At 71.4% G+C, this 24,833-nt stretch carries 24 protein-coding genes; 14 read left to right on the plus strand and 10 right to left on the minus strand.

Annotated elements, in window-relative coordinates; translation table 11 throughout:
- Positions 1-35: 35 nt before the first annotated feature.
- A complete protein-coding gene (locus ACZ5PB_RS20370) occupies positions 36-1,127 on the minus strand; it encodes an ABC transporter ATP-binding protein (protein WP_468692968.1) in 1,092 nt (363 codons plus the stop codon).
- A gap of 367 nt (positions 1,128-1,494) precedes the next feature.
- On the opposite strand from ACZ5PB_RS20370, the gene ACZ5PB_RS20375 reads away from it, so the two are divergent.
- Both ACZ5PB_RS20375 and ACZ5PB_RS20380 read left to right on the plus strand, forming a co-directional pair.
- On the plus strand, positions 1,495-1,797 hold the full coding sequence (locus ACZ5PB_RS20375; protein WP_468692969.1) for a WhiB family transcriptional regulator: 303 nt from the start codon (positions 1,495-1,497) through the stop codon (positions 1,795-1,797).
- 178 nt (positions 1,798-1,975) lie between these two features.
- Complete coding sequence (locus tag ACZ5PB_RS20380; RefSeq protein WP_468692971.1) at positions 1,976-2,632, plus strand: class I SAM-dependent methyltransferase; 657 nt, start codon at positions 1,976-1,978, stop codon at positions 2,630-2,632.
- Here ACZ5PB_RS20380 and ACZ5PB_RS20385 read toward each other — a convergent pair.
- Positions 2,556-4,832: an MMPL family transporter gene (locus ACZ5PB_RS20385; RefSeq protein WP_468692973.1), complete on the minus strand. Its 2,277-nt coding sequence runs from the start codon at positions 4,830-4,832 to the stop codon at positions 2,556-2,558. The genes ACZ5PB_RS20380 and ACZ5PB_RS20385 overlap by 77 nt on opposite strands.
- 266 nt (positions 4,833-5,098) lie before the next feature.
- On the opposite strand from ACZ5PB_RS20385, the gene ACZ5PB_RS20390 reads away from it, so the two are divergent.
- Together ACZ5PB_RS20390 and ACZ5PB_RS20395 are read left to right on the plus strand one after the other, a co-directional pair.
- Positions 5,099-6,322: a sensor histidine kinase gene (locus ACZ5PB_RS20390; RefSeq protein WP_468692974.1), complete on the plus strand. Its 1,224-nt coding sequence runs from the start codon at positions 5,099-5,101 to the stop codon at positions 6,320-6,322.
- Positions 6,319-7,095, plus strand: coding sequence for a response regulator (locus tag ACZ5PB_RS20395; protein ID WP_468692976.1), 777 nt, complete (start codon positions 6,319-6,321; stop codon positions 7,093-7,095). Before ACZ5PB_RS20390 ends, ACZ5PB_RS20395 begins: the two co-directional genes overlap by 4 nt.
- A gap of 16 nt (positions 7,096-7,111) precedes the next feature.
- Here the strand turns inward: ACZ5PB_RS20395 and sigJ are convergent, their stop codons facing one another.
- Positions 7,112-8,059, minus strand: coding sequence for an RNA polymerase sigma factor SigJ (sigJ, locus tag ACZ5PB_RS20400; RefSeq protein ID WP_468692977.1), 948 nt, complete (start codon positions 8,057-8,059; stop codon positions 7,112-7,114).
- Positions 8,060-8,258: 199 nt separating this feature from the next.
- On the opposite strand from sigJ, the gene ACZ5PB_RS20405 reads away from it, so the two are divergent.
- From ACZ5PB_RS20405 to ACZ5PB_RS20420, 4 genes are all read left to right on the plus strand, one after another.
- Positions 8,259-8,732 carry a carboxymuconolactone decarboxylase family protein gene (locus ACZ5PB_RS20405; protein WP_468692979.1) on the plus strand — a complete coding sequence of 158 codons (474 nt, stop codon included), beginning with the start codon at positions 8,259-8,261 and terminating at the stop codon, positions 8,730-8,732.
- A 132-nt stretch (positions 8,733-8,864) separates the two neighbouring features.
- Entirely contained in the window at positions 8,865-9,428 is a 564-nt protein-coding gene (locus ACZ5PB_RS20410) for a YceI family protein (RefSeq protein ID WP_468692980.1), read from the plus strand.
- Entirely contained in the window at positions 9,425-10,345 is a 921-nt protein-coding gene (locus ACZ5PB_RS20415; RefSeq protein WP_468692982.1) for an endonuclease/exonuclease/phosphatase family protein, read from the plus strand. The genes ACZ5PB_RS20410 and ACZ5PB_RS20415 overlap by 4 nt, the downstream gene beginning before the upstream one ends.
- Positions 10,346-10,409: 64 nt before the next feature.
- The gene (locus ACZ5PB_RS20420; RefSeq protein WP_468692984.1) at positions 10,410-11,042 is read left to right on the plus strand and encodes a DUF2461 family protein; all 633 of its coding nucleotides are present in this window, start codon (positions 10,410-10,412) and stop codon (positions 11,040-11,042) included.
- Positions 11,043-11,081: 39 nt separating this feature from the next.
- On the opposite strand, the gene ACZ5PB_RS20425 is transcribed toward ACZ5PB_RS20420, so the two are convergent.
- Positions 11,082-11,735 carry a TetR-like C-terminal domain-containing protein gene (locus ACZ5PB_RS20425; protein ID WP_468692985.1) on the minus strand — a complete coding sequence of 218 codons (654 nt, stop codon included), beginning with the start codon at positions 11,733-11,735 and terminating at the stop codon, positions 11,082-11,084.
- A 185-nt stretch (positions 11,736-11,920) separates the two neighbouring features.
- On the opposite strand from ACZ5PB_RS20425, the gene ACZ5PB_RS20430 reads away from it, so the two are divergent.
- Complete coding sequence (locus tag ACZ5PB_RS20430; RefSeq protein ID WP_468692987.1) at positions 11,921-13,396, plus strand: MFS transporter; 1,476 nt, start codon at positions 11,921-11,923, stop codon at positions 13,394-13,396.
- Positions 13,397-13,533: 137 nt separating this feature from the next.
- Here ACZ5PB_RS20430 and ACZ5PB_RS20435 read toward each other — a convergent pair whose 3' ends face one another.
- A complete protein-coding gene (locus ACZ5PB_RS20435) occupies positions 13,534-14,019 on the minus strand; it encodes a carboxymuconolactone decarboxylase family protein (RefSeq protein WP_468692989.1) in 486 nt (161 codons plus the stop codon).
- A 179-nt stretch (positions 14,020-14,198) separates the two neighbouring features.
- Between ACZ5PB_RS20435 and ACZ5PB_RS20440 the strand changes: the two genes are divergently transcribed.
- Positions 14,199-15,119: an RNA polymerase sigma-70 factor gene (locus ACZ5PB_RS20440; protein WP_468692991.1), complete on the plus strand. Its 921-nt coding sequence runs from the start codon at positions 14,199-14,201 to the stop codon at positions 15,117-15,119.
- An 85-nt stretch (positions 15,120-15,204) separates the two neighbouring features.
- Positions 15,205-16,437, plus strand: coding sequence for a glycosyltransferase (locus ACZ5PB_RS20445; RefSeq protein ID WP_468692993.1), 1,233 nt, complete (start codon positions 15,205-15,207; stop codon positions 16,435-16,437).
- Positions 16,438-16,594: 157 nt separating this feature from the next.
- On the opposite strand, the gene ACZ5PB_RS20450 is transcribed toward ACZ5PB_RS20445, so the two are convergent.
- Positions 16,595-17,107, minus strand: coding sequence for a DinB family protein (locus tag ACZ5PB_RS20450; RefSeq protein WP_468693262.1), 513 nt, complete (start codon positions 17,105-17,107; stop codon positions 16,595-16,597).
- A gap of 133 nt (positions 17,108-17,240) precedes the next feature.
- On the minus strand, positions 17,241-18,056 hold the full coding sequence (locus tag ACZ5PB_RS20455; RefSeq protein WP_468692994.1) for a class I SAM-dependent methyltransferase: 816 nt from the start codon (positions 18,054-18,056) through the stop codon (positions 17,241-17,243).
- Positions 18,057-18,158: 102 nt separating this feature from the next.
- On the opposite strand from ACZ5PB_RS20455, the gene ACZ5PB_RS20460 reads away from it, so the two are divergent.
- Together ACZ5PB_RS20460 and ACZ5PB_RS20465 are read left to right on the plus strand one after the other, a co-directional pair.
- Complete coding sequence (locus ACZ5PB_RS20460) at positions 18,159-18,671, plus strand: winged helix-turn-helix transcriptional regulator (protein ID WP_468692996.1); 513 nt, start codon at positions 18,159-18,161, stop codon at positions 18,669-18,671.
- Positions 18,672-18,714: 43 nt separating this feature from the next.
- A complete protein-coding gene (locus tag ACZ5PB_RS20465; protein WP_468692998.1) occupies positions 18,715-20,013 on the plus strand; it encodes an MFS transporter in 1,299 nt (432 codons plus the stop codon).
- A 5-nt stretch (positions 20,014-20,018) separates the two neighbouring features.
- Here the strand turns inward: ACZ5PB_RS20465 and ACZ5PB_RS20470 are convergent, their stop codons facing one another.
- The 3 genes from ACZ5PB_RS20470 to ACZ5PB_RS20480 form a co-directional block, all read right to left on the minus strand.
- Positions 20,019-20,495, minus strand: a complete 477-nt coding sequence (locus ACZ5PB_RS20470) for a GNAT family N-acetyltransferase (protein ID WP_468693000.1) — start codon at positions 20,493-20,495, stop codon at positions 20,019-20,021.
- Positions 20,496-20,730: 235 nt separating this feature from the next.
- Positions 20,731-21,564, minus strand: a complete 834-nt coding sequence (gene nadE / locus ACZ5PB_RS20475) for an ammonia-dependent NAD(+) synthetase (RefSeq protein ID WP_468693002.1) — start codon at positions 21,562-21,564, stop codon at positions 20,731-20,733.
- Positions 21,565-21,700: 136 nt separating this feature from the next.
- Positions 21,701-23,368, minus strand: coding sequence for a GMC oxidoreductase (locus tag ACZ5PB_RS20480; protein WP_468693004.1), 1,668 nt, complete (start codon positions 23,366-23,368; stop codon positions 21,701-21,703).
- A 182-nt stretch (positions 23,369-23,550) separates the two neighbouring features.
- Here ACZ5PB_RS20480 and ACZ5PB_RS20485 point away from each other — a divergent pair, with 182 nt between their 5' ends.
- Positions 23,551-24,786: a serine hydrolase domain-containing protein gene (locus tag ACZ5PB_RS20485; RefSeq protein WP_468693007.1), complete on the plus strand. Its 1,236-nt coding sequence runs from the start codon at positions 23,551-23,553 to the stop codon at positions 24,784-24,786.
- Positions 24,787-24,833 lie beyond the last annotated feature (47 nt).

The raw sequence follows: 24,833 nt of genomic DNA on the forward strand, positions 1-24,833 counted from the left end.
GGGCCGGGGGCACAGTGCTTCTTGTCGCGCGCGGCTCAGTCGGGCAGCCGCTCGCCCGTCACGTCCGAGAACAGGTGCAGCTCCTCCTGCCGGGGAATGACCCGGACCGTCTGGTCGCGCAGCCCGCCCTCGCGCCCGAACGTCCGTACCGTCAGCGGTACTTCGGTGCCGTCGTCGAGCGAGACATTGCCGTACGCGTACCCGTCCGAGCCCAGTTCCTCCACGGTGAAGAAGGTCACCGGAAGCCCCTTGCCGCTGTGCTTCGCGTGGAAGTCGAGGTGCTCGGGGCGGATGCCCAGCGTGACGGTCCGCCCGCCCGCGGCCTCCCGGGCGGCCCGGCTGATCTTGAGGGTGCTGCCGCCGAACCGGATGCCGTCCTCGTGCAGGGGCAGCGAGATGAGGTTCATCGCAGGGGAGCCGATGAAGCCCGCGACGAACTTGTTGGCGGGCAGGTCGTACATGGTGCGCGGCGAGGCCACCTGCTGGAGCAGGCCGTCCTTGAGCACGGCGACCCGGTCGCCCATCGTCATGGCCTCGACCTGGTCGTGGGTGACGTAGACCGTGGTGGTCTCCAACCGCCTTTGCAGACGGGCGATTTCGGCACGCGTCTGGACGCGAAGCTTGGCGTCCAGGTTGGACAGCGGCTCGTCCATCAGGAACACCTGCGGCTCGCGGACGATGGCCCGGCCCATGGCGACGCGCTGGCGCTGGCCGCCGGAGAGCGCCTTGGGCTTGCGCTCCAGGTACTCGGTGAGGTCGAGGATCTTCGCCGCCTCGGCGACCCGCCGCGCGATCTCGTCCTTGGACACCTTGGCGATCTTCAGGGCGAAGCCCATGTTCTGAGCGACCGTCATGTGCGGGTAGAGCGCGTAGTTCTGGAACACCATGGAGATGTCCCGCTCCTTGGGCGGCAGGTGGGTGACGTCGCGCCCGCCGATACGGAGGGTGCCGCTGCTGACGTCCTCCAGGCCGGCGAGCATGCGCAGCGTGGTGGACTTGCCGCAGCCGGAGGGGCCTACGAGGACGAGGAACTCGCCGTCCTCGATGTGCAGATCGAGCGCGTCCACGGAAGGCCGCTCGGCCCCCGGATAGATGCAGCTGGTCTTGTCGAAAGTGATTTCAGCCATGGGTACGTCGTCCCTTTCACCGGCGGTACGTGCCGGACGATCCGAGTGAGGAGGGGATTGCGCGGCCTTCGGGAAATGCCCGAAGCGCATCACTGGAATCACCCTGCTGGGCGCATGGCGAATTGTCAAAAGGCCTGCTGGGGAAAGGGAATGAGGAATTTCAGGAAAGGGATCCGGCAGGGAATCCAGCGACGAAAGGCCCGTTCCGGAAGTGTCGGAGGTCCCGTCCCGGCGGGGCTGTAGGTCCCGGCGCCCGCCGTCGGTCCGTGTACGGGCCAATGGTCCTCTCACCTGGGACTTTCGGTGCATTGACCCCCGGTTCGCAGCTCACAAGGGTGGAGGGAGTCAATCCACCGGAGGAGTTCCCATGACCCGAATTCCCGGACTGCCGCGACAGGTTCGCAGGGACCTCGACTGGCAGCGGCAGGCACTGTGCGTGGACGCCGATCCAGAGATCTTCTTCCCCGTGGGAACGTCCGACGTGACCGAGGCCGACGAACGCCGGGCCAAGGGCGTCTGCGAAATGTGCGAGGTCCGCGCGCGGTGTTTCCAGTGGGCCATGACGCACGGCGTCCCGGAAGGAATCTGGGGCGGCCTCACGGCAAAGGAACGCCGCGATCTGGCGACCCGTCTGAGGGAACACCGGACCTCCACGCGCCGGAGTCCCTGATCGACCCGGCCCACGCGCGGGCACGGCTGCTGGAGTCCGGCGCCACCTTCGTCGACGTACCGGCCGACGTACCGGCCGAAGTGCCGGCCGAAGTACTGGCCGCAGGCTGAACATCCGGCCGCCGTACGTCTTGTACGGTCCGAGGAACCGGCACCGGACACCGACGGAGGCACCCGCCATGCCCGACCTCGATCGCCAGACCGCCTACTGGGACGCGGTCGCCGACACCAAACGGTTCGCCCACCCGCTGTACGTGCCCTGGCTGGACGGCATCGACCGCGACGCCCCGGTCCTCGACTACGGCTGCGGGTACGGCCGTACGCTGCACCACCTGGAGGAGGCGGGGTTTCGCGACCTCTCCGGTGTCGACACCTCACCCGGCATGATCGCCCGCGCCCGCGTGCTGCACCCCGCGCTCCGTTTCGACGTACTCGACACGGAGCGCGGGCTTGAGCGGCCGGACGCGAGCGTCGAGGTGGCGGTGCTCTTCGCCGTGCTGACGTGCGTACCCGGCGACGAGGCCCAGCAGCGGCTGATCGGCGAGCTGTCGCGGGTCCTCAGGCCCGGCGGGCTGCTGTACGTCAGCGATCTGGTGCTCCAGGAGGACCCGCGCAACCTCGACCGCTATGCCAGGTTCGCCGGACAGTACGGGACCTACGGGGTGTTCGAGACGGGCGACGGCGCGGTCTGCCGCCACCACTCCACCGACCGTCTCGCATCGCTGCTCGCCGGGTTCGAGACCGTCGGGACCCGGCGGATCACCGTCCCCACGATGAACGGGCATGAGGCCGAGGGGATGCAGTTGCTGGTGCGGAAGCCTCAGACGGAGCCGTAAACGGAGCCTCGAACGGAGTCTCAACGCCCCCTGGACTGACGGGTGTTGTACCCCCGCGCCGGGGGCCGGGACGCAGCGGCCACCACAGGGCGCGGCCCAGCAGGGTGGCCGCGGCCGGGACCAGTACCAGGGAGACGACCAGGGCGGAGAGCAGGATTCCGAGGGTCATCGCGAAGGCCGTCTGCGCGTTGCCCGGGGTCGTGGCGAGGGTCGCGAAGGAGGCGGCCAGGACCAGGCCCGCCGTCGCGACGGCGGGTGCGGTGTGGCGTACCGCGCGGGCCACGGCGGTACGGGTGGATCCCGGCAGGCGCATTTCCTCGCGGATGCGGTCGGTGACGAGGATGTTGTAGTCCGTGCCCAGGGCGACGACGAACAGGAACAGCACCAGGGGCAGGGTGTAGTTGACGCCCGGTTCGCCGATGCCGTGCTGGAACAGGAGCGTGGCGGCGCCCAGGGTCGCGGCGAAGCCGAGGCCGACCGAGAGCAGCAGGACGACCGGCGCGAGCAGGCTGCGCAGCAGGAGCAGGAGGATCAGCGCGATCAGCCCGGCCGCGACCGGGAACACGGTCCTCAGGTCCTGGTCGACGGCGGCCGATACGTCGGCGAGCATCGCCGCGGTGCCGCCCACGTGGGCCGTCGTACCGGCCGGTGCGTGCCGGGCGGCAGCCTCCCGGACCGGACCGGCGGCCAGGTCACGGGCCTGCTGGCTCTGCGGGTCGGCGGACGGGTAGAGGTCGATGCGGGCGGCGCGGTGGTCCTTGTTCAGGGCGGCGGGGGCGGTCTTGGCCACGCCGTCGACCCGTCCGAGCGCGCGGGCGAGGCCGTCGAGACGGGCGGCGGTGAGGGTGCCGCCGTCGTCGGCGGTCACGTACACGCTGGTCGGGTCCTTGACGCCGGCCGGGAGCGTACGGGAGATCTCGGCGGAGGTCGCGGCGGCGGGGGTGGTGGTGTCGGGGGCGCCCCGCCCGTAGTCCATGCGGATGCCGATCAGCCCGGCGGCCAGCGTGCCGAGCAGCGCGACGGAGGCGGCCAGCATGGTCAGCGGGCGGCGCGTGACGAGTGTGCCGAGGCGGGCGGACCGGCCCTCGGGCGGCTCGCGGTCCAGGGTCCTGGACGGCCAGAACACCTTCCGTCCGGCGGCCGCGAGCAGTGCGGGCATCAGCGTGAGGCTGCCCAGCAGCATCACCAGTACGGCGACGGCGATCGCCGGGCCCATCGAACGGAACTGCCCGAACGTCGCCACCCCCAGCGTCGCGAACGCCGCCACGATGGTCAGCGCCGCCGAGGCGATCGCCGTGCCCACCCGGCCCGAGACCTGCTCGGCGGCCTCGCGGGCGGACTGTCCGGGCCGCTTGCGCAGTTGCTCGCGGAACCGGAACAGCAGGAACAGCAGGTAGTCGAGGCCGATGCCCAGCAGCACCACGTTGATCAGGTCCGTGATGCCCGAGTCCAGCTTCCGCCCGGTGAGCATCGCCCCGCCCGCGACGGCCCCCACCGCCACGAAACCGATCATCGCGACCGCGAGCAACGGCAGCAGGGCCAGCAGCGCACTGCGGAACACCAGCACGTTGAGCAGGACGATCAGCCCCACGGCGAGACCGCCCGCGACCTTGGTGAGCGTCGCGTTGTCGTCGCCGGTGTCCACGCTCGCGGCCAGCTCCCCGGTGAAGCCGGTACGCATCCCCGCCTCGGCGAACTCCGTCCTGGCCGAGTCCCGGAAGGCCCGGTAGACCCCTCGGACCCCCTTGTCCGCGGAACTCCCGGTCAGCTCGACCGCGAGCAGCCGGAAACTCCCGTCGGGCGCCGTCATCGCCGGAGCGACCCGGGGCGTCTGCGACCGGTCCGGCACCAGGAACTGCGGCCCGTCGTCCTCCCTCGGCATCACCACCCGCCGCTGGCCCAGCTTCGCCGCGATGCCCGCGATCCGCTCCTGGTCGGCGGTACGGAGGGGCTTGCCGTCGGTCCGCCCGACCAGCACCGTCACGGTGGTGGCGCCGGGGTCCGCGCCGAACTGCTCCCGGGCGATGTGCTGCGCGGCGGCCGAGTCGTAACTCCGGGGCAGGAAGTCCCCGGTGCCGCTCTGCGTGACGCGGTCCATCAGCGTCGGCGTCAGCGCACTCAGCAGGACACCCAGCACCGACCACAGGGCGATGACCTTCCACGGGTGGCCGGTCGAGTACCGGGTCAGGGCGCGGATCACAGGGTCCTCCGACAGTCGGGTTCGGGACGGATACGAGGTGGCCGGCCCGGAACTCCGGGCCGGACTCCAGCTCATCAGCCGGGGGCGGGCCGGGCGTCGGGGCGAGGGATGATCCGGACGGGGGCCCTGGGGCCCTGCGGGGCGGGGGACCGGGACCAGGGTCCTGGTCGGGGGTGCGCGCACCCGCCCACGGGGCCGGGGTCCCCTCGGTCCTGTGCAACCCTCTCCCCAGGGGCCGGCAGGCCGCACGCAGGGAGAACACAGACATGCCCAGTAGCAGACCCACGGATCCCGTCGACCACACCAGCCACACCAGCCACTCCGGTACGCCCTGGACCCGTAACGACGCACTCGTCACCGGCGGCGCCTGTGTGATGAACCTGCTCAGTTACGTGTTCTTCGACGATCCCCACGGGCGGTACGCCGTCACCGTCGCCGGGTTCCTGCTCGTCGCCGTGACGGCCCTGCCCCTGCTGGCCAGGCGGCGGTATCCGGTGGCCGTGCTGGCCGCCGTGCTGGTGCTCGACGCGACGGCCACGCTCGCCGTGCCGCTGCCCAGCCACTTCGGCGCCGTGCTGCTGGTGGCCGTGTACTCGGTGGCCAGGGCGTGTTCCGGGCGGGTGACGGCGGTCGCGGCCTTCGCCACGGTGGCGCTGACCGTGCTGAGCCAGCACGTCGGGCGGTCCCCGCGCTGGCAGGACGTCGCGTTCGCACCGCTCACCACGCTGCTCGTCGTCGGCGTGGCCCTGGCGATCAACCGGTGGCAACAGGAGGTGGCGGCCAACCGGAGGCTGCTCGCCGACCGTGCCGTGGCCGACGAACGCCGCCGCATCGCACGGGAGTTGCACGACATCGTCGCCCACCACATCACCACCATGCAGCTGATGGCCGGTGGCGCCCGCGCCAACCTCGCCCGCCCCGAGGTGGCCCGCGACGCCCTCGTCACCCTGGAGTCCTCCGGACGTCTCGCGCTCGGCGAGATGCGCCAGCTCCTCGACGTACTGCGGGCGGGCGACGAGCCCGAGGATTCGCCCGCGCAGCCCCAGCCCGGCGCCGCCGACCTCGACCGGCTGGTGGACGAGTCCCGGGCCGCCGGACTGCCGACCGAGTTCCAGGTCCACGGGACGCGGCGCCCGCTGCCGCCGACCGTGGGCCTCACGGTGTTCCGGATCGTCCAGGAGGCGCTGACCAACTCCCGCAAGTACGCGGGCCCCGCCGCCCGGGCCTCCGTACAGCTGACGTACGGTCAGGAACGGATCGACGTGGAGGTGCGCGACGACGGCGGCGGCGCACCCCCACCGGACGACGCACCGTCCGGGGGTCCGGGCGGGTACGGCCTGATCGGCATGCGGGAAAGGGTCGCCCTGCACGGCGGCACCCTCACGGCAGGACCACGCCCCACCGGCGGATTCGCCGTGCTGGCCGAACTGCCGCTGGCCGAGGAGGAGACGGCCGAGGCGGCCGTCCAGTACGGAGAGGGAGTCCGATGACAGGAAGTACGGGCGGGGCGACGAACGGGCCGACGGACGGGGCTGCGGATGGAGCGACGGGCCGGTCCGCGCACCTACCCATCCGGGTCCTCATCGTCGACGACCAGCCGCTCGTCCGGCGTGGGCTCTCGTTGATCCTCTCGCCCGATCCGGGTTTCGAGGTCGTGGGCGAGGCCGAGGACGGGGCGCGGGCCGTCGTCCTGGCCGGGCAACTGCGGCCCGACGTCGTGGTGATGGACATCCGGATGCCGGTCATGGACGGGGTCGCCGCGACCCGGGAGCTGGCCGCAGGGCTGCCCGGTTGCCGGGTGCTGGCCCTCAGTACCTTCGACATGGACGAGTACGTGGTGGGGGCCCTGCGCGCCGGGGCCTACGGGTTCCTGCCCAAGGACAGCTCCCCGGAGGACCTCGGCGCGGCCATCCGCACCGTCCACGCGGGCGAGGCGGTCGTCGCGCCGAGGCTGCTTACGAGGCTGATCTCCGCCTACGTACGGACGCCGCCGCCCGAGGCCGCGCATCCGGTCCCCGCCCCCGCCACCGGCATCGGCGAACTCACGCCCCGCGAGGTCGAGGTGTGGCGCCTGATGGCCACCGGCCTCGACAACACCGAGATCTCCCGCACCATGGACCTCAGCATTTCCACGGTCAAGAACTACATCACCAGCATCTTCGACAAGCTGGGCGTACGCGACCGTGCCCAGGCCGTCATCGCGGCCTACGAATCGGGCCTGGTCTCCGCCGGTTCCCAGGGGGAGGGGCCCGCCGCCGGTTAGCGGGGGCCCGCCGCCCTCAGCGCCCCGGCCAGGTCCGGAGCTTCTCCGGGTTGCGTACCGCCCACGCCCTGGTGATGCGGCCGTCCGCGATGTCGAAGGCGAGCACTCCGACCGTGGCCCCGTCGAGCTGGGTGACCAGTCCCGGCCGACCGTTGACCGTGCGTTCCAGGAGGGTGAGACCGGGGACGTCGGTCGCGGACAGCAGGTAGCGGGCCATCTCCTCGGCGCCCTTGATCGGGTGCAGCGCCGCGCCGACCAGTCCGCCGCCGTCGGCGAAGCCCGTGGCGTTGGGGTCGAGGAGGCCGACCAGCGCCTCGATGTCATTGGCCTCCCACGCCTGCTTGAACGACCGTACGATCCGGGCGTGCTGGGCCACCGGTGCCGCCGGTGCCGGATGCGAGTCGCGGATACGGCGACGGGCCGAGGTCGCCAGCTGGCGGCAGGCCGCCGGGGTCCGGCCGACGATCTCCGCCACTTCGGCGAAGGAGTACCGGAAGACGTCGTGCAGGATGAACGCGACGCGCTCCGCCGGAGTCATCTCCTCCAGTACGACCAGGAACGCCATGTTGACCGACTCGTCGAGCGTGACCCGGTCCGCCGGATCCGCCGTCCCCTTGTCCGGCCGCCCGCCCGCCCACTCCGTACGGTCCGGCAGCGGCTCCGGCAGCCACTCGCCCACATAGCTCTCGCGCCGCGCCCGTGCCGAGCCGAGCAGGTCGAGGCAGATGCGGCCCGCGACCTTCGTCAGCCAGGCGCCGGGGTTGTCGATGGCGTCCTGCCGCTCGCGCGACATGGCGTACCAGCGGGTGTACGCCTCCTGTACGACGTCCTCGGCATCGGCCAGTGAACCCAGCAGCCGGTACGCGAGATTGATCAGCTGGCGGCGCTCGCTGATGATCGCGCCGAGTGCCGGGTCGACCGGGCTCTCCGCCTGGTCGGCGGGCGGGTTGTACGGGGTGCTCATGGGGTGGCTCGGCTCCTTCGGCCGCGACGGACGTCTCACCCGTACGACGAAACAGCACCCCCGGATGTGAGGTCCGGGGCGGGGTCGGCCCGGCACCTCACATTCCGGCGCGCTGCCTCGTCGGTCCGTTGTGGGACGCACAGGGTTTCGCACACCGTCCCGCACACCACTGCCCAGCAGCGCAAGGGAGCTCACCACCATGGACACCCGTCTCAACTTCCATGCCAACCCGGTCGGCGCCAAGTACCTCAAGCACCTCGTCTCGGCGGGCCGGGTCCTCATGGAGTCGTCGGTCCCGGACGCGACGCAGCAGCTGATGGCACTGCGCATCAGCCAGATCAACGGCTGCGGTTACTGCATCGACATGCACACCAAGGACGCGACGCACGCCGGGGAGACGTCGGTACGTCTCCACCTGGTGGCCGCGTGGCGCGAGGCCACCGTGTTCACCGACGCCGAGCGCGCCGCCCTCGAACTGGCCGAGGAGGGCACCCGTATCGCGGACGCCTCGGGCGGGGTGCCCGACGAGGTGTGGGCGAACGCCGCCAAGCACTACGACGAGGACCAGCTCACCTCCCTGCTCGGCCTGATAGCCGTGATGAACGCGCTCAACCGGCTGAACGTCGTCACCCAGCAGCCCGCGGGGAGCTACCAGCCCGGCCAGTTCGGCTGACCGGACCGCTGAGCCGGTTCTCCGGTACTCCGGTTCTCCGGTGGAGCGGGGGGAACAGCCTCCCCCCGCTCCACCGGCCCCCCGCCCCACGACCGCACCACCACTCCACCAGCAGTCAGGAGCAACAACCCCATGCCCACCCCGGCACCCACCCCCGCCCCCACCGATTTCCACTCCCTGACCGGCGACTACGTCCTGGAGACCTCCGGCTCCCGCATCGGCTTCGTGGCGAAGCACACGATGGCCGGCCGGGTGCCGGGGAGGTTCGGGGAGTTCGACGGCGGTGCGCATCTGGACGGCGCCCGGCCGGAGAGGTCCAGCGCCTGGCTCTCCGCCCGGGTACGGAGCCTCGACACCGGAAACCCGCAGCGCGACGGGCTGCTGCACGCCAAGTTCCTGGACGAGGAGAACCATCCGGAACTCACCTTCGCCTCGACCAGGGTGAAGCACACCGAGGGAAACCACTTCAAGGTCACCGGCGACCTGACCGTGCGCGGAACCACCCGACAGGTCACCCTGGACGTGGAGTTGACCGGCAGCGAGACCGGTCCGCACGGAAACCCCGGCGTACGTCTCAAGGGCGGTGCCATGATCAACCGCAACGACTGGGAAGCCAACTGGAACACCACGACCACCTTCCTCGTCAGCTCGAAGGTGCGCCTGGAGATCGACGCCACCCTCGTGCGGCAGTCATGACGGGGCTGCGGCTGCGCGTCGTCACGCTGAACGTATGGAACACCCGGGGCGATGCCGCTGCCCGTACGAAGGTGATCAACGCCGGACTGCGGCGGCTCGCCCCGGACCTCCTCGCCCTCCAGGAAGTACTGCCGGACCAGTTGCCCGCCCTGCTCGACGGCACCGGTCTGGCCCACGCCACCCACCAGGCGCAGACCCATGCGCCCCAGCCGCCCCATGCGGACCGGTTCGGCGGTACGGCGGTGGCGACGCGGTGGCCGCACCGCATCGCCGAGGTCCTCGACCAGCGCGGGGCGGACGCCCCTGACGTCCCGTGGCTCACCCTGGCCGCACACGTCACGCTGCCGGAGCCGGAGCCGGAGCCGGAGCCGGAGCCGGAGCCGGAGCCGGGCGAGTCGGGCGAGTCGGGCGAGTCGGGCGAGCTGGGCGACGACCTCCTTTTCATCGCCCCCACCTCCTCCTTCCGCCCCGACATGGAGGCACAGCGCGAGCGCCAGGCACTGGCCCTGAGCGACCTCGCCGCCCGGCACCGTACGACCCTCCCCACCGTCATCGCCGGTGACCTCAACGCGGAGCCGGACTCGGCAGGCCTCCGCTATCTGACCGGCCGTCAGTCCCTCTCCGGCCGCAGCACCCACTTCCACGACGCCTGGGAGGTCGCGGGCCAGGGCCCCGGCCACACCTGGACCGCCGACAACCCCAACGCCGCCGAGGACATCGACCGCCTGTGCCGCCAGCCCGGCCTGCGCCGCCGCTTCGACTACGTCCTGGTCGGCTCCCCGCACGCCCACCCGCGCTCCTTCGCCCGAGTACGCGCCGCCCGTCTCGCCTTCGACGAGCCGGTGGACGGGGTATGGGCGAGCGACCACTACGGCGTGGTGGCCGACCTGGAGGTGGGCCTGCTCCCGCCCGGCTGACGGCTCCCTTGCCGTCCTCCTGTCGTCCGCCGGCCGCGGAACACCGGTGGGCTACCCTCGGCGCATGCGCGGACAGTTCACTGGTTGGCCCGAGCAGGCGATGGACGTCCTGTGGCAACTCCAGGGCGAACCCTCCCAGGCGGTCCGCGAACGCCACCGCGCGGACCGCGAACGACTGGTCCGGCAGCCGATGATCGACCTCCTCAATGACGTCGCGGACAGCGACCCCCGCTACGAGGACTTCTCCGTCTGGCACTACCGCACCGACTCCTGGTGGTGGCAGAACCAGAGCGCGCAGATCCGGCTCGGCCGCAAGGTCGAGATCAATCTCCGGTTCTCCCTGGACGGCCTGTGGCTCCAGGGCGCCTGGTGGTACCCCGATCCCGGCCAGGTGGAAGCGTTCCGCAGGGCCGTGGCCGCCGAGGGGAGCGGGCGCGAACTGGCCGCCCTCGTCGAGGACGTACGGAAGAAGGGCTACGACGTTTCCGGGGACGTGATGAAACGCCCGCCGCGCGGCTGTCCGGCCGGCCACCCCCGCACGGACCTGCTGCGGCACCGCTCGCTGGTTGCCGCCCGCACCCTCGGCTGCGAGGAGTGGCTGCACACCCCCGAGGCGGTCGACCGGGTCCTGTCGGCCGCCGCCGATCTGGACGCCTTGTTGACGTGGCTGGTCCGGCACGTGCGGCGCACCGCCTGAGGACCGGGCCCACCCAGCGGGCGTTCACACCCCCTCCGTTCACACTCCTTCCGTCCACACCCCCTCCCGCGCCGCCGTGTACGCCGCATCGGCGGCGCGGTCCGCGTCCGCCTCGGTGAGCGGGCGGCCGGTGTTGAGGAGCGCGTAGTAGAGGGGGGCGGAGACCGCGGCGATCACGGCGGCGGCGTCGGTACCCGCCGGGACCTCGCCCCTGGCGGCCGCGTCCCGTACGCAGCCCGTCCATTCCTCGATGCGCACCGCGTAGAAGTGGTGCAGGGCCTCGGCGGCCTGGTCGTTGCAGAGGGAGGCGGCGATCAGGGCCTTGAAGAGGCGGCCCTGGCGGGGGTCGGTGAGGGTCCCGACGACCAGGCGTGCGTTGGCCCGGAGGTCCTCGCGGAGGGATCCGTGGTCGGTACGGGCCAGGGACTGCTCGGCCATGTCGGACAGCAGGTCCGCGGCGAGCGCGCCCGGGTTTCCCCAGCGGCGGTAGACCGTCGTCTTGCCCACGCCCGCGCGGCGGGCCACCTCGCCCAGGTCGAGGGTGGTGAAGCCGTCAGCGGCGAGGGTGTCGCCCGCGACCTGGAGGACGGCTTCGCGGACCCGGGCGGTGCGCCCGCCGGGGCGCAGGGTGCCGGGAGTACAGGGGGTGGAAGAAGCGGCAGGAGTGGCGGACGTGGTGGAGGCGTCGGGCACGGCGGGCTCCCTCTTGAGTGGCCATGAGTGGCGGCGGGGCGATACCGCACCAGCTTATCGGAACCATGGTTCCTTTACGGCGGCGAGCGTGCTAACTTCATCGACGTAACGGAACCACAGGCCCATTAGGGAGTGGCTCCGGCTCCCCTTCCGCTCACCCGAAACCCCGAATCCTGGAGTCCGCCATGTCCGCAACGACGACGGAGGCACGGTCGGCCACTCGGCCCACCACCACCGCTCCTGCCGCCCAATCCCCGCAGCTCACCGGCCGGTTGAAGCTGATCCTGGCCGTGCTGCTGGTCGCCCAGTTCATGCTGGCCGTCGACTTCTCGATCCTGAACGTGGCGCTCCCCGCGATCGGTGACGGCCTCGGCTTCTCGCTCGCCAACCTCCAGTGGATCGCCACCGCGTTCGCGCTCTCCGCCGCCGGATTCACCCTCTTCTTCGGCCGGATCGGCGATCTGGTCGGCCGCAAGAAGATCTTCATCGGGAGTCTGGTCCTGCTGGGGGTCGCCTCGCTGGCGGGCGGTCTGGCCACCACCCCGGAGGTACTCCTCGTCGCCCGCGTCGCCCAGGGCCTGGCCACGGCCGCCGCCACCCCGGCCGGTCTCTCCCTTCTCACGACCGCCTTCCCCGAGGGCCCGCTGCGGCAGAAGGCGCTCGGCATCAACGGCGCGCTGATGTCCGCCGGGTTCACCACCGGCGCCATCCTCGGCGGCGTACTGACCGAACTCCTCTCCTGGCGCTGGGCGTTCTTCATCAACGTGCCCGTCGCACTCGCCGTCGTACTGATCGCCCCGGCCGTCATCAAGGAGTCCAAGCCCGCCGTCCGCCCGAAGCTGGACCTGCCCGGCGCGCTCACCGTCACCCTCGGACTGCTCGGCCTCGTCTACGGACTGACCCAGGCGGGCGAGTACGGCTGGACCCACCCGCACGCACTCGGCGGGCTCGGCGCCGGAGTCCTCCTGCTCGCCGCGTTCTTCGCCATCGAGCGCAAGGTCGCCGAGCCCCTCGTACCGCTGAAGACCCTCGGCCGCCGCAACGTCGCCTGGGGCAATGTCCTCGGCCTGCTCGCCTTCGTCACCGAGACGTCCCTGGTCTACCTCCTGACCCTCTACCTCCAGAAGACCCTCGGCTTCTCCCCGCTCACCGCCGGCATCTCCTTCGGCGTCCTGGGCATCGGCACGGTCGTCGGCGGACTCCTCGCACCGAGGATCATCGCCAGGACCTCGACGCTGACCGCTCTCGTCGCGGGCGGCATCATCCAGACCGTCTTCACCGCAGCACTGCTCTTCCTCGGTACGACGACCACCGCGTCCATGGCGCTGCTGCTGCCCGCCACCTTCTTCGGCGGCATCGGCAACATGCTCGTCATCGTCGGCTTCATGGTCACCGCCACCAGCGGACTGCCCAACGCCGAACAGGGCCTGGCCACCGGTCTGGCCTCGATGTCCCAGCAGGTCGGCATCACCATGGGCACCCCGGTCATGGCCGCCGTCGTCACGGCCACCACCGCCGGAGCGGCCACCGCATCCGCCATGCTCCAGGGAGTCACCACCGCCATCGCGGTCAACGCGGGGCTGGTCCTGCTGGGGGTCGTACTCGCGGCGGTCTTCCTGCGGACGCGGACGGGAACCGGGGCAGGGAAGGAGACCAAGTGACCGGGTAGCCAAGCAGCTCCGAGCCGCCGAGCAGTCCCCGCCGGGCCACAACGGGCCCCGACCCCCCTCCAGGGGTCGGGGCCCGTGGCATGCCCGAGCACCCGGACGGGCGGGCGGGCAGAGAGACGGACGGGCGGTCAGTTCGCCAATCCGGCGAACATCCCCGGCTCGTACGAACCGCCCTTGTTGCGCACGATCACACCCAGCCGGTTGGCCGCGTTGATCATGGCGACCAGGTAGACCAGCGCCGCGACCTGGTCGTCGTCGTAGTGCTTGCGCACCTGCTCCCAGGTCCCGTCGGACACGCCCTCCATGGCATCGGCGATCCTGCTGCCCTCCTCGGTGAGCGCCAGCGCGGCACGCTCGGCCTCGGTGAACACCGTGGACTCCCGCCAGGCGGCGACAAGATGGAGCCGCACCGCGCTCTCGCCCGCCGCTGCGGCGTCCTTGCTGTGGAAGTCGAGGCAGAATCCGCAGCCGTTGATCTGGCTGGCGCGCATCATCATCAGCTCCTGCGTGGGCCTGGGCAGCGACGACTGCTGGATCAGCGTGCTCACGCCGGCGAACCGCTTGCTGATCCGGGCACCGAGCTCATTGGTCATCAGGTTGAAACGGGGTTCCATGACTACGTCCTCACCGGTTGGTGTTGCTTGACGAACACGAGATGCCGGCGGCCCGGTTCCTGTGACAGGGCGGCGGGTGTGACGTACGGCACGGGGATCGGCTGTCACAGGGCGGCGGGGGCCGGTGTCCTGTGTGCACGAGGCAGGGATACGGACGACCGGACGGGCGGGAGCCAGTGATGAGCGGAAGCAACGGTACGGAGCAGGTCGGGGCGGTTGTTCCGGGCAGCCGGATGGACGCCGCCACCGAGCAGTTCGTCGCGCACCGGAACCTGTTGTTCACCGTCGCGTACGAGATGCTCGGCTCGGCCGCCGACGCGGAGGACGTACTGCAGGAGGCCTGGCTGCGCTGGGTGGGCGTCGACCTGGCCGCCGTGCGCGAGCCGCGTGCGTATCTCGTACGGATCACCACACGGCAGGCACTCGGCCGGCTGCGCACGCTCCGGCGGCGCAAGGAGTCGTACGTCGGGCCCTGGCTGCCCGAGCCGCTGCTGACCGCCCCCGACGTGGCCGACGACGTCGAGCTGGCGGACAGCGTGTCGATGGCCGTGATGCTGGTCCTGGAGACCCTGGCGCCGACCGAGCGGGCGGTGTTCGTGCTGCGTGAGGTGTTCGGCGTGGAGTACGACGAGATCGCCGAGGCGGTCGGCAAGAACCCGGCCGCCGTACGGCAGGTCGCGCACCGGGCGCGGGCCCATGTCGCCGCGCGCCGGCCGCGCGGGGCGGTGTCGGCGGACGAGACCAGGGAGGCCGTCGCCGCATTCCGGGGCGCGGTCGAGACGGGCGATCTGCGGCGGCTGCTCGACGTCCTCGCGCCGGACGTCGTCCTGCTGACCGACGGCGGGGGAGTCGTACGGGCGGCACTCGCACCCGTCACCGGGGCCGAGGCGGTGGCCCACGTACTGAGCAGGATCTCCGGTGCCGCGACACTGAGCCCGGCGCAGGTCAACGGGCGCCCGGCGCTGATCCTCCGGGTGGACGGCGGCATCGACTCGGTCATCGGCGTACACGTCGACGAGGGCCGCATCACCGGCCTCTACGCGGTGCGCAACCCCGAGAAGCTGTCGCGGGTCGAGCGGGAGACGGCACTCCGGCGCTGAACCCACCGGGGGACTTGCCACAAGACCCCGGTCATACCGCAGACTCAGCCACCTCAGCAGGATGACGGAAACGGGGAGTCTCTGAATGCGTGTGGCACTGGTGACGTACGGGTCGCGTGGGGACATCGAGCCGATGCTCGGACTGACGGAGGAACTGCGCGCACTCGGCGTGGACGTGCAGGTGTGCGCGCCGCCGGACTTCACCGGACTGCTGGCCGAGGCCGGCGTACCGCTGACGCCGATCGGCTGGTCGGTACGGAAGATGGTCAAGGGCGAGGTGACCGGGGACGAGCCGCAGCCCGCCGACAGTCTGCCCGAGCGCGCACGGGCCCTCGCCGCCTCGACGTACGAGGCGGTCACCGCCGTGGCCGCCGACGGACTGGACGCGGTGCTGGCGACCGGGCTGATCCCGGCCGGGGCCGGTGCCCGTGCGGCGGCGGAGAAGCTCGGCATCCCCTACGTATCGGTGTCGTACTTCCCGACCTACCTGCCCTCCCCGCACCACCCGCCGCTGGAGTGGCCGGGGCTGCCGGCCCCCGAGGGCGCGGACGACAACCCGGCGCGCTGGGCGCGGCACGCCGAGCACATGAACTCGCTGTTCGGCCGGGCGATCAACACCCAGCGCGCATCGGTGGGCCTGCCGCCCGTCGACGACGTCATCGACCACGTCTTCACGGCTAACCCGTGGCTGGCGGCGGACCGGGAACTGGCGCCGTGGACCCCGGCGCCGGACCTCTACGTGGTGCAGACCGGTGCGTGGATCCGCCCCGACACGCGCCCGCTCCCCGCCGACCTGGAGGCGTTCCTGGCGGCGGGGGAGCCGCCGGTGTACGTGGGCTTCGGCAGCATGCCGATGCGCGACGCGGCGGCGGTCGCCGGGGCGGCCGTCGCGGCGGTCCGGTCGAAGGGCCGCCGGGTGGTCCTGGGCAGCGGCTGGGCCGAGCTGGCCCTGAGCGAGGACCTCGACGCCGGACGGGGCGACTGCTTCGTGGTCGGCGAGGTCAACCAGCAGGCACTGTTCGCCAGGGTGGCCGCCGCCGTGCACCACGGCGGCGCGGGCACGACGACGACGGCGGCCCGGGCCGGTGCGCCCCAGGTGGTGGTCCCGCAGATCGTGGACCAGCCGTACTGGGCGCGCCGGGTGGCCGAGCTGGGCATCGGCGCGGCCCACGAGGGCCCGGACCCGACCTTCGACTCCCTGTCCGCCGCGCTCGACGTCGCACTGGCCCCCGAGACTTTCGTACGGGCGAAGGCGGTGGCGGACACGATCCGTACGGACGGGGCGGCGGTGGCGGCGAAGCTGGTGACCGAGCTGTAACTCCCCTCAACTCCCCCTCAACTCCCCTCGTGGGAAAGGCCCGCTAGGCCGCGCACTGGCGGTGTACGAGGTGCTCAAGTAACTGCGGCGCGTACGGGGTGAGGGGCGCGGCGCCCCGTCAGTGGCCGCTCGCCCCTCGCCCCTCGCCGCTCACCGGCTACTGACCCACCCGTCCGTCCACGCACTCCCGCAACAGGTCCGCGTGCCCGCAGTGCCGGGCGTACTCGTCGATCCGGTGCACCATCAGCTCGCGCACCGCGATCCCTTCCTTGCCCACGCGTTCGCCCAGGTCGGAGTGTTTGGCGAGCTCGGCGTCGGTCGCGGCCTGCTCGCGTTCGAGATCGGCGAACGCGGCGTCCACCACGGCCTGGTCGGCGACGGCTCCGTGGAAGTCCGCGTCCTTCTTGCCGTACAGCTTGGGCAGCGGTTCGCCGTCCGTGATCCAGTTGCGCCAGTCCAGCTCCACCTCGGCGAGGTGCCGGATCAGGCCGAGCAGCGACATCGTCGACGGCGGCACCGAGCGGCGGGCCAACTGCTCCGGGTTCAGGCCGTCGCACTTCATCCGCAGGGTCATGCGGTAGCCGGAAAGGAAGTCCAGCAGCGTCGGGAGCTCGCCGTCCGGACTGTTGCCGTCGCTCTCGCGGGGGTCGTCGTCCGGGTCCATCCACATGTCCGCGTAGACGGTCGACTTGGTCCAGCGCTCGGGCTGGCCGCTCTGGGGCTCGGTGGAATCCATGGGCGTCATGGTCGCCGGTGCGGCGCGCGGCTGCCACTCCGTTTTTCCGTGGTCAGGTTTTCTGTGGTCAGGCGGGGCGGAGCGCGTATCCGAGATAGGTCACCAGAGGACTGCCCTCCGGTTCGAGCACCATGTCGACCAGTTCCGGCAGTTGCGCGTCGGTGAGGGTGCCGCGCCTGCGCCCGCGCGCCGCACGCACCAGGGCGCGTACACCGCTCGGCTTGAACGACGCGGTGCCCCGCGCGGACAGCCCCGCCCGGCCGAGGGCCTCGGCGAGCTCGGAGGGGCGGCGCAGCCGGTGTGCGGCGTACCGGCCGGGCGGCATGATCCGGGTGCCGGGGAAGGCCTGGAACGCGCCGAGGTAGATCAGGCGGGAGACCGGAGTGCGGTTCACGGTGTCGTAGACGAAGACCCCGCCGGGCCGCAGCACGCGGGCCGCCTCGGCGAGGACGGCGTCCGGCCGCTCGGTGATCTCCAGGGTGTCGGCGCAGTAGACGAGGTCGAACGAGGCGTCGGGCAGGCCGAGTTGCTCGGCGGGCGCGGTGAGGTAACTGATGCCCGTCTCGTCGTCGCCCGCCGCGCCCCGGGCGAGCCCGGTCGCGGCGGCCGACGGATCAGCGGCGACCACGCCGAACCCGAGCCCGGAAAGCCCCCGCGCGAGCAGACCCCGCCCGCTCCCCACCACGAGCGCCCGGCTCCCCTCCGCCGCCAGGCCCGTCTCCCGGAGCACGGACTGCAGGTATTCGAGGCGTACGGACTGGAAGGTCACGGCGCGGATGTTCCGCCCGTCGACGGCCACGGGCGAGTCCGAGTCGAGTGCGAGGAGGGGTCGGTGCCGGGGTCGGCGCGGGGGGCGGTGCCGGTGCCGGGCGTCTGCGGTCATGGCGGGCTCCATCCACGTACGGGGGAGGGCAGGTCGAGTTCCCCGAGTAAACCTAGCAACACCAGTTCCCTGAGGGAACCCGTCCCCGCTACGATGCGCACCGTGACCCGTACCTCCCTCTCCGACGTCGCCTGCTCGATCGCCCGCGCCACCGACCTGTTCGGCGACGCATGGACGGCGCTGATCATGCGTGACGTCCTCGTCGGCATCCGCCGCTTCGACGAACTCGCCGAGGACCTGGGCCTCTCCCGCAAGGTCCTCGCGGCACGGCTGGCCCGGCTGGTCGAGGAAGGGGTACTGACCCGCGAGCAGTACATGTCCAGCCCGCCGCGCGAGGAGTACGTACCGACCCAGAAGGGGCGGGAGCTCTATCCCGTCCTGCTGGCCCTGATGGCCTGGGGCGACAAGTGGTACGCGGAGCCCGAGGGGCCGCCCGCCCGGATCCAGCACGACGCCTGCGGCCACCTGACCACCCCGGTCGTGACCTGCGCCACCTGCCGTGAGCCGCTCACGGTCGCCGACACCACCCAACTGCCCGGCCCCGGCGGCCGGGTGGGGCCCGGTACGCGGCTGCTGGGGCCGCTGATCGCGGGGCGGGGTGATCCGCCCCGTTAATGGAGTGGCGGGTGGTGATGCGTGGGGGAGAGGATGGCGGGCTGTGACCTCCATCGAAGAGCAAGCCGCGGCCCAGCAGTCAGCCTCTGTGACGGAAGCGGTTCAAGGGGCGGAGCTGTCGCCGGCGCTGGCTCCGCCCCGTTCGTTGCGGTCCCGTGCCTTCGTCCTCTTCCTCTCCGCCCGGGTCGTCTCCAAACTGGGCGAGACCATGCTGCCCGTAGCGCTCTCGGCGGGGCTGTTGCAGTACGGGATGGGGGCGAGCGAGGTCGGGCTCGCGATGGCGTCGAACATCGGGACGATGGCGCTGTTCATCATCTTCGGCGGGGTCTTCTCGGACCGCTTCAACACCCTCCGCCTGATGGTGGGTTCGGACGCGGTGCGGATCGTCACGCAGTCGGTGGCCGCGCTGCTCTTCCTGACCGGGCACGTCGTGCTGTGGCAGATATGCCTGATCGGAGCGGTCAACGGCATAGCCACCGGACTCTTCCAGCCCGGCGTGGCCAGTACGATCCCCCGGGTCGCCGACGACCTCCAGGCCGCCAACGGCACCATACGGATCGGCGAAGCCCTCGCGATGCTCGCCGGACCGGCCGTCGCGGGCCTGCTCGTCGGGTTCGCCGACCCGGCGGCGGTGTTCGCCGCACACGCGGCCACGTACGCGATCAGCACGGTGTGCCTGGCGCTGCTGCGACTGCCCGCGAGCAACGGGGAGAAGCGGGAGAAGGGGGCGGTCCGTGCGACCTCCTACTGGTCCGATCTCGCCGAGGGGTGGCGGGAGTTCAGTTCGCGCAACTGGCTCTGGGGCACGATCGTGATCTGGATGTTCTTCATGGTCACCGCCTGGGGGCCGCTCATCCCGCTCACCTCGGTGGAGCTGATCGGCGGACACGGCGCCCAGACCTACGGCCTGATCAGCTCCGCCCTCGGCCTCGGCACCGCGCTGGGCGCCGTGCCCGCGATGCGGGTGCGCCCGGCCCAGCCGCTGCGCGCGGGTGCTCTCGCCCTCCTCGGGGTGCCGTTCTTCCCGGTGGCGGTCGGACTCCAACTCCCGGTGCCCGCACTGCTGTTGGCCTCGGCGCTGACCGGGGCGGGCGTGGGGTTCTGGGGGGTCATGTGGGCGACCAGCATCCTGACCCGGGTGCCCGCCCCGGTCCTCAGCAGGCTGCACGCGTACGAGGTCGCGGGATCGGTGGCGATGCTCCCGGTGGGCCAGGCACTCGCCGGACCGGCGGCCGCGCTCTTCGGCGGGCGTACGGTGCTGCTGGCGGGCGGGGTGTTCGCGGTGATGGTGGCGGCCGCACTGCTCTCCGTACCGGCGATCCGGGGACTGAAGCGGGCGTGAGCGGGTCAGGGGATGGCGCGGCGGTAGACCTGCCGTGAACCGCCCTCCGGGCCGGGGCCGGTGGCCTCGGCAGCGGTGAAACCGAGCCGCTCGTAGAAGACGCGCGCACCGCTCTCGACGGCGCCCGGGTGGTCGGCCCCGAAGGTGACCACCTCCATGCTCCCCGGCCCCCGCACGAACCTGCGCGTCGCCTCGTCCATCAGCGCCCGCCCGGCACCCGTCCCGCGCGCTTCCGCCGAGACGACGAGCCAGTGGACGTGGTGGACGGGACCCTCCGCACCGAACAACAGGCCGCCGAGAAGACCGGATCGGGCGGCGGGTTCCGGGTCGACGGCGACGAGAGCCGTCGATCGCCGTATGTGCTCGCGTACGGCGTCATGGAAGCCGGGCTCCTCGACCATCGCGCCGAACCAGTGCTCGACCTGGGCCGCCAGATCGAGGAAACCGGCGAAGTCCTGCTCCTGGGCAAGTCTGACGATCATCCGACGAGTCTGCCACGGCCGTACACGGCCGTTTGATGGGGGAGAGGAAAGGGGCGAGCCCGGCATCAGGGTGGTGGTGGGCTGATGCCGGGCTCTGGTCGAACTGGAGAGGCACTCTTCCCAGGGCGGCGGGACGGTCGCGTTTCCGCGTCCGGCCTCGATCCGTGTTCGACCGGTTCAGAGTAACCGGTGCGCGGACCTCTTTTGCCCCGGGGGGCCATCCGAAGGTGCTTCGTTACGGTGCGGTCGGCAGCTGACGCTTGTGCTCGGTGAGGTGGTAGCGGCGGACGATGGTCTCGAAGGCGGCCCCGGAGACCGGCTTGCCCTCCAGGAAGTCGTCGATGTCGTCGTACGTGACACCGAGCGCGTCCTCGTCCAGCTTGCCCGGGTCCAGCGACTCCAGGTCGGCGGTCGGGGCCTTGCCGACCAGTCCGGCCGGGGCGCCCAGGGCCTCCGCCACCGCGCGGACGCGCCGCTTGGTCAGGCCGGTGAGCGGCACCACGTCGGCCGCGCCGTCGCCGAACTTGGTGAAGAACCCGGAGACCGCCTCGGCGGCGTGGTCGGTGCCGACGACCAGGCCGTCGGTCGCGCCGCCCACCGCGTACTGGGCGATCATGCGCTGCCGGGCCTTGATGTTGCCGTGCGTGAAGTCCTGGTGGTGCGCGTCGCGGAAGACCGTGCCGCCGGCCACCACGGCCTCCAGCATGGCGTCGCTCGCGGGCTTCACGTCGACGGTCATGACCTGGTCGGGGGCGATGAACTCCAGCGCGAGCTGCGCGTCCTTCTCGTCCGCCTGGGCGCCGTACGGCAGCCGCATCGCGTAGAACGTCACGTCCCCGCCGTCGGCCCGTACCCGCTCGACGGCCAGCTGGCACAGCCGGCCCGCGGTCGTGGAGTCCACGCCGCCGCTGATGCCCAGCACCAGCGAACGCCGGTTCGTGGAGGTCAGCCGCTCGGCGAGGAAGGCCACCCGGCGCTCGATCTCGTGCTGTGCGTCGAAGGACTCGCTCACCTGGAGATCCCGGGCGATCTCCTGCTGGACGGAAAGGGGCGCCAGGTCGTCGGTCACGGTTGCTCCTCGATCGGGTCTCTTGACTGTGCCGCCACTCTAGAGGCAAGCGGTGAAGAGCCCAGCTCAGGGCAGGTGACCGGGTGGCGCCCGACCCGGTGCGGAGGGTCAGGGGCGGGGGACAGGGGCGTCGCCGCTACGGACGCAGGTCCTCGGCGAGGATGCGCTCGATGTTGCGCTCGGCCAGTGCCGTGATGGTGACGAAGGGGTTGACCCCCGCGTTGCCGGGGATGAGCGCGCCGTCCATCACGTACAGGCCCGGATGGCCGTGCAGGCGCCCGTAGTTGTCGGTCGCCTTGTTGAGGACGGCGCCGCCCAGCGGGTGGTACGTGAGGTGGTCGCCCCAGATCTTGTACGTACCGAAGAGGTCGGTGCGGTAGATCGTGCCCTCCTTCTTGTTGATCTTGTCGAAGATGGTGCGGGCGGCGTCGATGCCCGGCTGCTTCCAGGCGGTCTGCCAGCTGAGGTCGACCCGGTTCGCCGCCGCGTTCCAGCTGAACTCGGCGCGGTGCGGGTTCTTGGTGATGCTCAGGTAGAGGGAGGCGTACGTCTCGATGCCGGTGGGCAGCGGGGCGACCTCGGCGAACGCGCCGCCCGCGTCCCAGTTGTCGATGGCGGCGGTGGGCATGGACGCCTGGAGCTTGCCGGTGGCGTCCCACATGTGGTTGGCGCGCCCGCACATGATGTTGCCGTTGTCGCCCCAGCCCTTGCCGATCTCGTCGTTCAGCTTGGGCAGCGCGCCGGTGGCCCTGAGCCGGGTCAGCAGCTTGCTGGTGCCGACGCTGCCCGCCGCGAAGAACACCCGCTGGGCCGTCACCGTCTTGGTGGCCAGGACCGTGCCGGCGGTGTCGAGCTGCTCGACGACGATGTCGTAACCGGTGCCTCCGTCGGCGGCCGGACGTACCGAAGTGACCCTGTGCAGCGGTGAGATGACGACCTTCCCGGTCGCCCGCGCTTCGGCGAGGTAGGTCTTCTGGAGGGACTTCTTGCCGTAGTTGTTCCCGTACAGCACCTCGGCCGCCAGCGCCGACTTGGGCACCTGGCCGGCCGCTTCCCGCTTCATGTAGTCCCAGTCGTACACGTTCGGTACGAAGACGAAGGGGAAGCCGGAGCGCTGGGCGTGCTTGCGGCCCACGCGCGCGTACTGGTAGCAGTCCGTCGACTCCCACCAGGCGGGGTCGACATCGGTGACGCCGAGCCCGGCGTTGGCACGCGGGTAGTACGTGGCGTACATCTCGGCGGCGTCCACCGACGGGAGCACGGCGCCGAATCTCTCGCGCATCGGGGTCACGGCCATGCCGCCGTTGACCAGTGAGCCGCCGCCCACGCCGCGCCCCTGGTAGACGGTGATGCCGCTGAACTCCTCGGCGTCCAGGATCCCGGTGTGCCTGGGCACGTTCTTGTCGAGCGGGAAGCCGAGGAAGTTGGACAGGGGCTGCTTGGTTCTGGTGCGCAGCCAGAAGGAGCGGTAGTCGGGTGCGGTGGTGTTGGCGAAGATCTTGCCGTCCGGGCCGGGGCCGTCCCAGGCGGTGCCCATCTCCACCATGTGCACGGTGATCCCGGCGCGGGCCATCCGCAGGGCGGCGACGGAACCGCCGTACCCGGTGCCGATGACGAGGACGGGGATCCGTTCCCCGGCGACCAGCACCCCGGGGGCGGCGACCGCCGCGCGGGCGGCGGCCGTCGAGAGGGGTCCGGCCAGGGCGACGGCTCCGAGGAGCGAGCCGGCCCCGGCGATGAAGCGACGGCGCGAAACGGGAGGGGTGGGGGTGATCTGTGCGGTGTGCGTGATCGATCCGCTCATGCGAGGTTCCTCACTCTCATGGGGAAGAGGAGGGAGTTCTACTGCTACGGTCTTGAAGAGTCGACTCATACCGGTCAGTAACTTCGCCAACCGTCAACCGGCTGGCCCGAGTTCGGCTTCACTTCCAGCTCAAGGGCACTTTCGGGCAACACCGGACCCCTCGTGATCTGGAGGCAGTACTCATGCGCGTACAAAAGCGGCGGGCCGTTCGAGGCACCGCGTTACTCACCCTGGCGCTCGCGGCCACCCTGACGGCGACCACGCTCGCCCCGGCCGCGCAGGCGCTGGAGCCGGCCGCCGACCCCCACCCGGCGACCCGGGTCGCGCTCCGCGCGCTCGTCGAGGAGGGCACGCTGCCCGGCGTCGGGGCCGAGACCCGGGACGCCCGGGGACGCTGGTTCGGCGAGGAGGGCTTCGCCGACACCGCCACCGGCCGCGAACGCACGGCCGGCGACCACTTCCGGGTCGCCAGCATCACCAAGACGTTCATCGCGACGGTCGTCCTCCAGCTGGAGGCGGAGGGTAGACTCCGCCTGGACGACACCGTCGAGAAGTGGCTGCCGGGCCTGCTGAAGGGCAACGGCTACGACGGCCGCAAGGTCACCCTGCGCCAACTCCTCAACCACACCAGCGGAATCGCCAACTACACCGACGACCCGGCCTTCATTCACGACGCCGCGGGACCCGGCTTCCCCGACCACCGCTACGACACCCACACCCCCCGCGAGCTGGTCGCCATCGGCCTGAAGCACGCCCCGCCGCGCCCCGACGCGTACTACTCCAACACCAACTTCGTGATCGCCGGGATGGTCATCGAGAAGGTGACGGGCCGTACGTACGCGCGCGAGGTCGCCCGCCGGATCCTCGGCCCGCTGAAGCTGCGCGACACCTCGTTCCCCGGCACCTCGCCGCACGTTCCGGGCCCGTATCCGATCGCGTACTCCAAGTTCCACCGGAACGACCCGGGCGCCGAGATCGTCGACGCCACCGAGCAGAACATGTCCTGGCTGGGTGCGGCCGGCGAGGCCATATCCACCACCGGCGACCTGAATCGCTTCCAACGCGCCCTGATGCAGGGCAAGTTGCTGCCGCGCGCCCAGATGAAGGCCATGCTCACCGAGGTCCCCACGGGCAACGGCAGGGGCTACGGCCTCGGCGTCGAGTTCGCCGAACTGTCCTGCGGGGTGAAGGTGGTGGGCAAGAGCGGCCGCACCAACGGCTCGCTGTCCGCGATGGTCGGCACGCCGGACGCCAAGCACCAGCTGACCTTCAACGTCAACGGCGACTGGCTGGCGAACGGGAGGCTCTACGTCAACGTGATCGAAGCCGAATTCTGCGGCAAGCCGCTGCCCGATGGCCCGGCATCCCCGAAGGGCCAGGGTGCCGACTCCCTCCCGGCCCTCATCCGGACGCAGTAGCTCCGGGGGGCCCGGCCCCCGCGTATTTCGCGGGGGCCGGGCTCACC

The organism is Streptomyces sp. NPDC032721, from assembly GCF_055579625.1.